This is a genomic window from Roseococcus thiosulfatophilus, assembly GCF_017311575.1.
Classification (GTDB): domain Bacteria; phylum Pseudomonadota; class Alphaproteobacteria; order Acetobacterales; family Acetobacteraceae; genus Roseococcus; species Roseococcus thiosulfatophilus.
Window position 1 is genome coordinate 1 of sequence record NZ_JAFFQY010000030.1, and the last position, 10,762, is coordinate 10,762.

Sequence of the window (10,762 nt, forward strand, 5' to 3'; positions counted from 1 at the left end):
GAGACGCAGACGCCATCCTCCACCCGGAAGCGCGCGCCATGGGCCGCGCAGACGATGAGTTCGCGCTTGCGGTCCAGGAAGCGGTCCGGCACCGGCTCCAGCGGCACGCCGATATGCGGGCAGGAATTCACATAGACATGCACCGTCTCGCCGCGCCGCACCGCGAACAGCCCCGTGAAACCGCCCGGTGGCGCGGAAAAGCCCCGCGCCTCGCCATCCGGAATGTCGGAGAGGCGGCAGAGCAGCCGCGTTTCCCCGCTCAAATCCCCGCCATCCCGCACAGCAGCTTCCAATGTTCCGGGGAGATGGGCATGACCGACAGGCGCGACTGCCGCACCAGCGCGATGCCCTCCAGCTTGGGTTCGGCCTTGATCTCGGCGAGTGTCACGGGGCGCTTCACGGGCTTCACCGCCTTCACATCCACGCAGACCCAGCGCCCCGTCTCGTCCGAGGGGTCGGGGTAGGCGGTGCGGACCACCTCCACCACCCCCACGATCTCCTTGCCGATGTTGGAATGGTAGAAAAAGGCTAGGTCGCCCAGCTCCATGCTCTTCAGGAACTTGGCCGCCTGGGCGTTGCGGACGCCCGTCCAGGGCTCGACGCCGTTCCGCACCTGGTCGTCCCAGGAAAAGACATCGGGTTCGGATTTGACCAGGAAGTGCTGCGGCATGCCGGGCCCTGTGGTTGATGGGGTGCGAATTGCTCGCATATCCCGGCCACGCTGGCCACACCCACCGGACGTTCCGCCTGCGTGGCCCTTTCACGGTGGGGCAAACGCTTTAAGTGAAGGGCCATAAAGCCTAGTGTTGCCACCGTGGAAAACGCCCCGACACAAGACGCACCCCGCCAGCCGGGGGCACCGACATCGCTGCACCGCTTCGCCAATCCGGGGCGCTTCCTGCGGCTGACGGACAATTGGCTGCCCTGGCTGGCCGGGGCGGCGCTGCTGGTGCTCGGCTCGGGCGTGGTCTGGGCGCTGCTCCTCGCCCCGCCCGACTGGCAGCAGGGCGAGACGGTGCGGATCATGTTCGTCCATGTCCCCATGGCCTGGCTGGCCATGGGGGGTTACCTCGGGCTGGCCATCCTCTCCGTCATGTCCCTGATCTGGCGGCACCCGCTGGCGGACCTGACGGCGCGGGAGCTGGCGCCGGTGGGGGCGGCGGTGACGGCGCTCTGCCTCATCACCGGCAGCCTCTGGGGGCGGCCCATGTGGGGCACCTATTGGGTGTGGGATGCGCGGCTGACCAGCGTGCTGGTGCTGTTCTTCCTGTGGCTGGGGCATGTGGCGCTGGTGCGCGCCTTCGACGACCCGGAGCGCGGCGCGCGCATGGGCGCCATCCTGGCGCTGGTCGGCGTGGTGAACCTGCCCATCGTGAAGTTCTCGGTGGATTGGTGGAACACGCTGCACCAGCCGGCCTCCGTCACGCGGCTGGATGCGCCGGCCATGCATGTGGACATCCTCTACCCGCTGCTGTGGTGCACGCTGGGCTTCTCGCTCGCCTTCGCGGCCGTGGTGCTGGCGGCGACGCGCGCGGCGGTGATGGAACGCCGCGTGCGCGCCTTGCAGATGGCGGCCGCCCGCCGCGCGGATGCCGCACCCGCCACCCTGCGCGGGGCCCGCGCATGAACACGGCGCACTGGTGGTTCATCGGCCTGAGCTGGGCCGTGACGCTTCTCGTCTTCGGCGCGCTGTCGGTGGCGGCGCTCTTGCGCCACCGCAATGCGAAGCGGCAACTCGCCCGGCTAGAGACCCGGGCCAGGGGAAAGACATGACTCGCAAGCGCCGGCGCCTCTACATCCTGATGCTGTGTGCGATCGGCCTGGGCTCCGCCACGGCGCTGACACTGACGGCGTTCCAGGACAACCTGGTCTTCTTCCGCTCGCCCTCGGACATCGTGGCCGAGACGCCACCCCAGGGCCGCGCCTTCCGCCTGGGCGGGCTGGTCGAGGCCGGCAGCGTGGTGCGCGACGCCACCTATGACGGCCGCCCCGCCATCACCTTCCGCGTGACCGATGGCGCGCATGCCATCCCCGTCGTCTTCAACGGCGTGCTGCCGGACCTGTTCCGCGAGGGGCAGGGCGTGGTGACGCAGGGCGTCATGGGCACCGACGGCACCTTCCGCGCGCGCGAGGTGCTGGCCCGCCATGACGAGACCTACATGCCGCCCGAGGTGGCCGATGCCCTGAAGCGCGCCGGCCACTGGCAGCCCGAGGCCGGCGCGCCGCCGCCGCCCAACCAGTGGAACACGCTGCGCGGCAACAACGCCCCTGCCCCCACCCCCGCGAGGACCGGCTCATGATCCCCGAGATCGGCCATTTCGCCCTCATCATGGCGCTGATGCTCAGCGTCGCGCAGTCCGTGCTGCCGCTCTGGGGGGCGCATCGGGGCGATGCACGGCTGATGGCCACGGCCTCGCCGCTCGCCTTCGCGGGGCTGGTGGCCGTGGGCGTGGGCTTCGGCGCGCTGATCTGGTCCTTCGTGGTGAATGACACCACGGTGATGAACGTGGTGCAGAACAGCCACTCGGCGAAGCCGCTGATCTACAAGATCACGGGCACCTGGGGGAACCATGAGGGTTCCATGGTGCTCTGGGTGCTGACGCTCGCCATCTGTGCGGCCGCGGTGGCGGGCTTCGGGCGCGACCTGCCCTCGGGCCTGAAGTCGCGCGTGCTGGCCGTGATGGGCATGATCTCGCTGGGCTTCCTGGCCTTCACCCTCTTCACCTCCAACCCCTTCGACCGCGTCTGGCCGCCGCCGCCCGATGGGCAGGGGCTGAACCCGCTGCTGCAGGATATCGGCCTCGCGATCCATCCGCCGCTGCTCTACGTGGGCTATGTCGGCTACGCGGTGACCTTCGCCTTCGCCGTCGCGGCGCTGATCGAGGGGCGCGTGGACGCCGCCTGGGGCCGCTGGGTGCGGCCCTGGTCCCTCGCCGCCTGGGCCTTCCTGACCATGGGCATCGCGATCGGTTCCTGGTGGGCCTATTACGAGCTCGGCTGGGGCGGCTTCTGGTTCTGGGACCCCGTCGAAAACGCCTCACTGCTGCCCTGGCTGGTGGGCGCGGCCCTGCTGCACTCCGCCATCGTGGTGGAAAAACGTGAGGCGCTGAAGGTCTGGACCGTGCTGCTGGCGCTGCTGGCCTTCGCGCTGTCGCTGCTCGGCACCTTCCTGGTGCGTTCGGGCGTGCTGAACTCGGTGCATTCCTTCGCCTCGGACCCCGCGCGCGGCGTCTTTATCCTGGGGCTGCTCGCGGTCTATGTGGCCGGCGCCTTCGCGCTGTTCGCCTGGCGGGCGCCGGCGATGGCCCCGCAGGGCGTCTTCTCGCCGCTCTCGCGCGAGGGCGGGATCGTGCTGAACAATCTGCTGCTGTGCTCCATCGCGGCGGTGGTCTTCGTGGGCACGCTCTATCCGCTGTTCCTGGATTTGCTGACGGGGCAGATGATCTCGGTGGGCCCGCCCTTCTACAACATGGCCACCGCGCCGCTCGCCTTCCCGCTGGTGGTGGCCATGGCCATGGGGCCGCTGATGGCCTGGAAGCGCGCGGCCTTCTGGCCCGTGCTGCAACGCCTGTGGTGGGCCGCCTGCATCGCCCTGCTGGCCTTCATCCTGGCGCTGGTGCTGGGGGGCTGGAACGCGCTGCCGGCGCTGGGCTTCGCCTGCGGCTTCTGGCTGCTGGCCGGTGCGGTGGTGGACATCGGCGACCGGTCGGGGCTCGGGCGGACCAAGCTCGCCAACGTGTTCAACCGGGCGCGCCATCTGCCGCGCGCGGCCTGGGGGGCGGCCATCGCCCATGCGGGCATGGGCGTCACCATCCTCGGCATCTCCGGCATGGGGCTGGCGACCGAGCGCCTCATCGCGCTCCCCGCCGGCGGCACCACGCAATTCGCGGGCTATGAATGGCGCCTCGATGGCGTGCGCGACTTCCAGGGCCCGAACTGGACCTCGCGCAAGGCCAGCATCACGGTCATGCGCGACGGCCAGGTGCTGCATGTGATGGAGCCCTCGCGCCGCTTCTTCCCCGTCGGCCGCATGACGACGACCGAGGCCGCCATCCGCACCAACCTGGCGCGCGACCTCTACGCCGTGCTGGGCGAGGAGCGCGACGGCCCCACCGGCCAGCGCGAGGCCGTGCTGCGCCTGCACCACAAGCCGCTCGCGCCCTGGATCTGGATCGGCGCGGGCATCATGGCGCTGGGGGCGGGCCTTTCCCTCAGTGACCGCCGCGTGCGGATCGCGGCCCCCAATCGCCGCCGCCGCGAGGCCGAGGAAGCCGCCCGCGCGGGAGCCACCGCATGAGCACCGCCACCTCCCGCCGCAACCTGCTGATCTTCGCGCCGCTGGGCGTGGCGCTGGCCGGTGGCACGGGTTTCTATCTGATGCTGCGCGGCTTGCAGGATGGCAGCTTCAACCCGCGCGGCGTGCCCTCGGTGCTGATCGGCCGCACCGTGCCGGAGTTCAGCCTGCCGCCGCTGGAAAGCTCGGGCCTGCCCACCCTGGCCTCGGCGGACCTCCTGAACCTGCCCGGCCCGGTGGTGGTGAATTTCTGGGCCAGCTGGTGCGTACCCTGCATCATCGAGCACCCGCACCTGATGGCGCTGCACCGCCGCGGCGTGCCGGTCTATGGCGTGAACTACAAGGACCGCGCGAATGACGCGCAGGCCTTCCTGACGCGCCACGGCAACCCCTATACGCGCCTCGGCATGGACCAGCCGGGGCGCGTGGCCATTGACTGGGGCGTCTATGGCGTCCCCGAAACCTACATCCTGGACCGCCAGGGCGTGGTGCGCTGGCGCTGGGCCGGGCCCATCACGCCCGAGCTGATGAGCCAGGACGTGAACCCCCTGCTCGACCGGCTGCGCGCATGAAGCGGTTGGCCCTTGTCCTGGCGCTGCTGGCCTCGCCCGCCTTGGCGCAGATCGGCGACACCACCTATCGCCTGGAGGATCCCACCCAGGAACAGCGCGCGCGCGAGATCGGGCGCGAACTGCGCTGCCTCGTCTGCCAGAACCAGTCCATCGAGGACAGCGACGCCTCCCTGGCGCGGGACCTCCGCCTGCTGGTGCGCGAACAGATCGCGGCCGGCGCCTCCAATGACGAGGTGATGCGCTTCGTCCACCAGCGCTATGGCGACTTCGTGCTGCTGCGCCCACCCGTGAACACGGCCACCCTGCTGCTCTGGGCCACGCCGGTGCTGGCGCTGGCGGGCGGGCTCTTCGCCATCTGGCGCATCCGCCGGCGCGGGGCCGCGGCGGCGGCGGGCGTCGGCGAAGTGGAGTTGACCGAGGCGGAACGGGCGCGCCTCGCGCAGATCGTGCCCGCACCGGATTCGAAAGGCGACCATCGCGCGTGACCTGGGTGGCTTTGGCGATCGTCGCCGCATTGATTCTCGCACCGCTCTTCTACGCCTTCCTGCGTCCCGCCAACCCGCGCGGGCGCGGCGAGGCGGACCGCGCGCTGTTCGAGGCGCAGCTCGCGGAACTGGAACTCCAGCGCGCCGAGGGCCGGCTGGACGAGGTGGCCTTCCGCGCGGCCACGGTGGAGGTGCAGCGCCGCCTGCTGGCCGCCCCCGCGCCCGAGAGCTTCCGCGCCCCGCCCCGCCCCTCCGCGCTGGTGCTCGCGGCGCTGGTGCTGGTGCCGGTGGCGGGCGTGGGTGCCTATATCTGGCGCGGCACGCCTGAGATGCCCTCGGCCACGCTGGAGATCCGCCAGGCCATGGGCGCGCAGGAGGATGAGCTGCTGAACCGCCTGCGCGAGCGGCTGGCCACGCAGGACCCCAACACCGAGATCGGCCGCCAGGGCTTCATCCTGCTGGGCAACGCCGAGCGCAACCGCGGCCGCTGGACCGAGGCCGCCGCCGCCTGGGAACGCGCCCAGGCCATCCGCTTCGACGTGGGCCTGGCGGGGGACCTCGCCGAGGTCGAGATCGAGGTGGGCAACACCGAGGCCGCGCGCCGCTGGATCGAGCGCGGATTGTCGCTGGAACCCGGCGACCCGCGGCTGCGCTTCCTGGCCGGCCTTTCCGAGGCGCGGGCCGGCCGCAACGAGGTGGCCCGCGCCACCTGGACCGCCCTGCTGGCCGAGGCGCCGGCGAATGCCCCCTGGCGGGACATCGTGGAGCAGCGGCTCAGGGCTTTGCCCTGAAGCCGGGTCAGCGCAACGGCATCCCGTAGAGCAGCCCGCCCCGCGTCCACTGGTCGTTCAGCCCGCGCTCCATGCCGAAGATGGAGCCCTCGCCCAGGTTGCGCTCGAAGATCTCGCCGTAGTTGCCCACGCCCAGGATCACGCGCGCGCCCCAGTCATCGGGCAGGCCCAGCCCCGCGCCGAAACCCTGCGCCAGGCCCAGGACGCGGCGGATGCGCGGGTCGGGGCTGGCCAGCAGCTCGGGCAGGCGCGCGGAGGAGATGTCATTCGCCTCAGCCGTGACGAGCAGCTGCATGGTCCAGAAGACGATGTCGCGCCACTGCTCGTCGCCCGTCCGCACCCAGGGCGCCAGGGGCTCCTGCGAGATCAGCTCGGGCAGCACCGCCCAGTTGTCGGGGTCGGGGAAGTCGGTGACGCGGCGGGTGGCCAGCGCCCCCTGGTCGGCCACATAGGCGTGGCACTCGCCCGCGCGCATGGCGGCCACCACCTCGGGCGGCGCGGCGAAGCGGCGCACCGTCCAGGACTTGCCCAGGCGGCGGCCGAAATCCTCGATGGCGAGCCCAGTGGCCCCGCCCTCCGCCCCCGCCCAGCACAGCGTGCGGCCATCCAGGTTGCGCGGGCTGGAGACGCCGAGCGAGGTGGGCACGAGGAAGCCCGCGCCGTCGAAGAACATCACCGGGCCCGGGGCCAGGGTGCGGCGGCTGCCACGGCTGAGCGTGATGGTCGTGTTGCGCACCAGAAGGTCTATGCGGCCTTCCTCCAGCTCCGCGAAGCCATCCTCGGGCGTCGCCTGGGGCACGAAGGTGACGCGCGCGGGGTCGGCCAGGGCGGCGGCGGCGACGGCGCGGCAGAGGTCCGCGTCGAAGCCGCGCATCACCCCCTGCGGATCGGGCGCCGAGAAGCCGGGCAGGCCGCCATTCACGCCGCAGCGCAGCTCGCCCCGCGCGCGCACCTGCTCCAGCAGGCTTTGCGCCGGGGCGGGCGTGGCGGCGAGAAGGCAAAGGCCCAGGGCAAGAAGCCAGCGGTGCATGGGGCGAATTCCGGGCAGGGGGTTTGGGGGCATGGGGGTCAGCATCCGGCGGCCATGATGCGGCAGTTCCCGCCCTCCCGGTCAGCGAGGCGGCAGGCCTCCAGCGCGGCGGCCTCGGCCTCGGCCTGGGTGCTGCCCTGGCCCGTCGTGCCGAGGTTCTGCGCCTGGGTGCGGTGGTCGCGCAGCACCTCGCGCGGGTTGCGGGTCAGGGCGAAGGCCAGGGCGGCGCATTGGTTGATGATCTCGCCGCGGAACTGGCAGGGCGCGCCCTCCGCCATGCCCTCGCAGGCGCGAAGCGCCGAGAGGTTCACCGCCAGCCGGTCGGTGCGGCCATTGGCGAAGCCGAAGGCGGCGCGCGGCTGGTCGGTGGTGTAGATGGCGCCGAAGCGCGCGCCGGGCGGCGGCGCGGTGGGGCGCGGGGCGGCGGTCGTCCGGGCGGCGGCTGGCGCGGCGGCCACCGCCTGGAAGCAGGGGCCGCCCTGGGGCGGGGGCGCCCCGGCGCCGCAACGCTGCAGGCTGGGCTGGGCGAATCGCTCGGCCGGCAGGCGGATGCGCCACTGGCCGCCATCGGCGCAGCGCACATCCCAATAGGCGCTGCGCCGCGCGTCCATCCCCGCGGGGTAGAGCCGCGCCACGCTGCCGCAGCCCTGCCCCACCGACCGCAGCGCCTGCAGGATGATCTGCCGGCGCTCCGCCTCCGGCCGCGCGGTCAGCGCGTCATGGGCGGGGTTGCCGGTCTGCGCCAGGGTGGCGGGCGCCATGGCGAGCCAGAGCAGCAGCCCGCCCAGCCACCACAGGCCGCGTGCGGCGAAGGGCGTCATGGGTACCTCCCGTTCATCGGGGCAGCCTAGGCGCGACCCGCCCTTCCCACCAAGCCCAAGGGTGCGCGAACGCGCTTCCGCTCTACGAACCGATGCGATAGACGCAGTGGCAGAAACTTTCCCACAGGGAGGATTTTCCGCAATGAATCGCCGCATCATCCTGGGCGCCGCCGCGGCGGCCGCGCCCATGGCCCTCGCTACGCCGGCGCTGGCCCAGGCCAACCCCGAGGTCCGCTGGCGCTTCCAGTCCAGCTTCCCCCGGAACCTGGACGTGCTGTTCGGCACCGCCGACCGCATCGCCAACCGCGTGGCGGCCCTGACCGACAACCGCTTCCGCATCTCCGTCTTCCCGGCGGGCGAGATCGTGCCCGCGCTGCAGGTGCTGGACGCGGTGCAGGCCGGCACCATCGAGGCCGGCCACACCGCCGCCTACTGGTACATCGGCAAGGAGCCGGGCTTCGCCTTCTTCACCACCATGCCCTTCGGCCTGAACACCCGCCAGCTGACGGCCTGGCTGCGCCATGGCGGCGGCAACCAGCTGGGGGATGCGCTCTTCGGCGACTACAACATCCAGGCCTTCCCCGCCGGCGACACGGGCGCGCAGATGGGCGGCTGGTTCCGCAACGAGATCCGCAGCCAGCAGGATGTGCAGGGGCTGAAGTTCCGCATCTCCGGCCTCGCGGGCCAGGTGTTCCAGCGCATGGGCGCGGCCCCCACGCTCATCGCGCCGGCCGACATCTACCCGGCGCTGGAGCGCGGCACGATCGACGCGACGGAGTTCACCGGCCCGCATGATGACGAACGCCTGGGCTTCTTCCGCGTGGCGCGCTTCTACTACGCCCCGGGCTGGTTCGAGCCCTCGGCGCGGCTGCACATGATGTCCAACAAGCGCGCCTATGACGCGCTGCCGGACGCCTACAAGGCCGCGATCCAGGTGGCCTGCGCCGAGGCGGACAGCGAGATGGTCAGCCGCTATGACCACCTGAACCCCATCGCGCTGCGGCGCCTCGTGGCCGCGGGCGCTCAGCTGCGCTTCTTCCCGCGCGAGATGATGCAGGCCGCCTGGACCGCCAACGAGTCCCTGATGGCCGACCTGGCCGGCCAGAACCCGCGCTTCCGCACGCTGTGGGACAGCTACCGCCCCTACCGGAACGAGCTGTTCCAGTGGTTCCGCGTGTCGGAGAACAGCTACGACAACTTCGCCTTCCCGGCGGCGGCCGCGGCGGCGCGCTGAACAAGACTGGCAAGGCGGGCTTCGCGGCCCGCCTTACCATCTTACGATCTTACTATCTTACCGATTTACTTGCCGCTGGGGCTTACCGGAACATCGCGCGGATCGCGGCGTGGTCCACCTCTTCCAGCGTGGCGGGGGTCCAGGACGGGCTGCCATCCTTGTCCACCAGGACGCTGCGCACGCCCTCCCGGAAGTCGGGATGATCGTGCACCACCACGCGCGTCAGATGCAACTCCTCATCGAGGCACCCGCGCAGATCCAGCGCCGCGCCACGCTTCAGCAATTCCAGTGACACGCACAGGCTGGTGGGCGACATGCGCCGCAGCACCTTCACCTGCGACATCGCCCACTCGCCGCCATCGGCCTCCAGCGCGCGGATGATGTCCAGCACCGAGGGCTGGCTGAAGGCGCGGTCGATCAAGGCGCGGTGGGGGGCGAAGCTCGCCGCGGGCGGGGCTTCGGCGAAGCGGTCCACCACGGCGGCATCGCCCGTCTCCACCAGGGCGGCGCGGAGCGCGGCCAGCTTCTCGCGCGGGACGTAGTGTGTGGCGAGGCCGGCATGCACCGCATCCGCCCCATTCAGCCGCGCGCCGGTCAGCGCCAGCCAGGTGCCCAGCGCGCCGGGCAGGCGCGGCAGGATGTAGCTGGTGCCCACATCGGGGAAGAGCGCGATGGCCGTCTCCGGCATGGCGAGCAGCGCGTGCTCGCTCACCACGCGCGGGCCGTTATGGATGGCCAGCCCGATGCCGCCGCCCATGCAGATGCCATCAATGATGGACACCCAGGGCTTGCCGAACAGCGCGATGCCCTCGTTCACCGCGTATTCCTCGGTGAAGAAGGCCTCGACCGGCGCGCGGTTCCCCTCGATCGCGGCCTCGCGCACGGCGCGCACATCGCCGCCGGCGCAGAAGGCGCGGCCGCCCGCACCCTCGAGGATGACGAGCTTCACCTCGGCCGCATGGCGCCACTGCCCGATGGCATGGGCGAAGTCGCGGATCATCTGGATGTCCAGCGCGTTCAGCGCCTTGGGCCGGTTCATCAGGATGGTGCCGGCATGGCCCTCCCGGTTCAGGATCAGGCTCGGTTCGCTCATGGACATTCTCCGCTTTACCCGTTCGGGCGGTAGCGCGGGCAACCCGGGCTGTCCAGGCGGGTTGGACCCCGAACAGCCCCACGCGAAGGAAGCGCGCCATGCCACACCTCCACCGCCGTTCGCTGTTCCTGACAGCGGGACTGGGCCTCCTCGCCGCCGCGCCGACGCGCGCGCAGGAGGGGCCGCACCGCCTGCCCGACCTGCCCTATGGCTTCGACGCCAATGAGGCCGCGATTGATGCGCGCACCATGGAGCTGCACCATGGCGGCCACCACCGCACCTATGTGCGACAGCTGAACTCCGCGCTGGAAGGCCATGACGCGCTGGGCCGGATGCCGCTGGAGCAGCTTCTCACGCGCATCGAGCAGGCGCCGTCGGACATCCGCACCAAGCTGCGGAACAATGGCGGCGGGCACGCCAACCACAGCATGTTCTGGCAGAT

General features: G+C 71.4%; 14 protein-coding genes. 9 read left to right on the forward strand and 5 right to left on the reverse strand.

Annotated features, from left to right (window positions below):
- Together JTN19_RS11585 and JTN19_RS11590 are read right to left on the reverse strand one after the other, a co-directional pair.
- The coding region (locus JTN19_RS11585; RefSeq protein WP_206932601.1) for a Rieske (2Fe-2S) protein at positions 1-263 on the reverse strand (263 nt) is incomplete at its 3' end.
- Positions 260-670: an EVE domain-containing protein gene (locus JTN19_RS11590; protein WP_206932603.1), complete on the reverse strand. Its 411-nt coding sequence runs from the start codon at positions 668-670 to the stop codon at positions 260-262. The genes JTN19_RS11590 and JTN19_RS11585, both read right to left, overlap by 4 nt.
- 144 nt (positions 671-814) lie before the next feature.
- On the opposite strand from JTN19_RS11590, the gene JTN19_RS11595 reads away from it, so the two are divergent.
- The 7 genes from JTN19_RS11595 to ccmI are packed head-to-tail and all read left to right on the forward strand — an operon-like array spanning position 815 to position 6,142.
- A complete protein-coding gene (locus JTN19_RS11595; RefSeq protein ID WP_206932605.1) occupies positions 815-1,627 on the forward strand; it encodes a heme ABC transporter permease CcmC in 813 nt (270 codons plus the stop codon).
- Positions 1,624-1,773 (forward strand): heme exporter protein CcmD, encoded by a 150-nt coding sequence (gene ccmD, locus JTN19_RS11600; RefSeq protein ID WP_206932607.1) that lies wholly within the window; start codon positions 1,624-1,626, stop codon positions 1,771-1,773. Before JTN19_RS11595 ends, ccmD begins: the two co-directional genes overlap by 4 nt.
- Positions 1,770-2,300, forward strand: coding sequence for a cytochrome c maturation protein CcmE (ccmE, locus tag JTN19_RS11605; RefSeq protein WP_206932609.1), 531 nt, complete (start codon positions 1,770-1,772; stop codon positions 2,298-2,300). Before ccmD ends, ccmE begins: the two co-directional genes overlap by 4 nt.
- Entirely contained in the window at positions 2,297-4,297 is a 2,001-nt protein-coding gene (locus JTN19_RS11610) for a heme lyase CcmF/NrfE family subunit (protein WP_206932611.1), read from the forward strand. The genes ccmE and JTN19_RS11610 overlap by 4 nt, the downstream gene beginning before the upstream one ends.
- Entirely contained in the window at positions 4,294-4,866 is a 573-nt protein-coding gene (locus JTN19_RS11615) for a DsbE family thiol:disulfide interchange protein (protein WP_206932613.1), read from the forward strand. Before JTN19_RS11610 ends, JTN19_RS11615 begins: the two co-directional genes overlap by 4 nt.
- The gene (locus JTN19_RS11620) at positions 4,863-5,351 is read left to right on the forward strand and encodes a cytochrome c-type biogenesis protein (protein WP_206932615.1); all 489 of its coding nucleotides are present in this window, start codon (positions 4,863-4,865) and stop codon (positions 5,349-5,351) included. Before JTN19_RS11615 ends, JTN19_RS11620 begins: the two co-directional genes overlap by 4 nt.
- Entirely contained in the window at positions 5,348-6,142 is a 795-nt protein-coding gene (gene ccmI / locus JTN19_RS11625; protein ID WP_206932623.1) for a c-type cytochrome biogenesis protein CcmI, read from the forward strand. Before JTN19_RS11620 ends, ccmI begins: the two co-directional genes overlap by 4 nt.
- A 7-nt stretch (positions 6,143-6,149) precedes the next feature.
- Here the strand turns inward: ccmI and JTN19_RS11630 are convergent, their stop codons facing one another.
- Together JTN19_RS11630 and JTN19_RS11635 are read right to left on the reverse strand one after the other, a co-directional pair.
- The gene (locus tag JTN19_RS11630; RefSeq protein ID WP_206932624.1) at positions 6,150-7,172 is read right to left on the reverse strand and encodes a transporter substrate-binding domain-containing protein; all 1,023 of its coding nucleotides are present in this window, start codon (positions 7,170-7,172) and stop codon (positions 6,150-6,152) included.
- A 38-nt stretch (positions 7,173-7,210) separates the two neighbouring features.
- Positions 7,211-7,993 carry a DUF4189 domain-containing protein gene (locus JTN19_RS11635; protein ID WP_206932625.1) on the reverse strand — a complete coding sequence of 261 codons (783 nt, stop codon included), beginning with the start codon at positions 7,991-7,993 and terminating at the stop codon, positions 7,211-7,213.
- A 142-nt stretch (positions 7,994-8,135) separates the two neighbouring features.
- Between JTN19_RS11635 and JTN19_RS11640 the strand changes: the two genes are divergently transcribed.
- Entirely contained in the window at positions 8,136-9,227 is a 1,092-nt protein-coding gene (locus JTN19_RS11640) for a TRAP transporter substrate-binding protein (protein ID WP_206932628.1), read from the forward strand.
- 82 nt (positions 9,228-9,309) lie between these two features.
- On the opposite strand, the gene JTN19_RS11645 is transcribed toward JTN19_RS11640, so the two are convergent.
- Positions 9,310-10,320 (reverse strand): enoyl-CoA hydratase/isomerase family protein, encoded by a 1,011-nt coding sequence (locus JTN19_RS11645; RefSeq protein WP_242531085.1) that lies wholly within the window; start codon positions 10,318-10,320, stop codon positions 9,310-9,312.
- A 98-nt stretch (positions 10,321-10,418) separates the two neighbouring features.
- Here JTN19_RS11645 and JTN19_RS11650 point away from each other — a divergent pair.
- Positions 10,419-10,762: superoxide dismutase (locus JTN19_RS11650; RefSeq protein ID WP_408901875.1), on the forward strand; the 344-nt coding region annotated here is incomplete at its 3' end.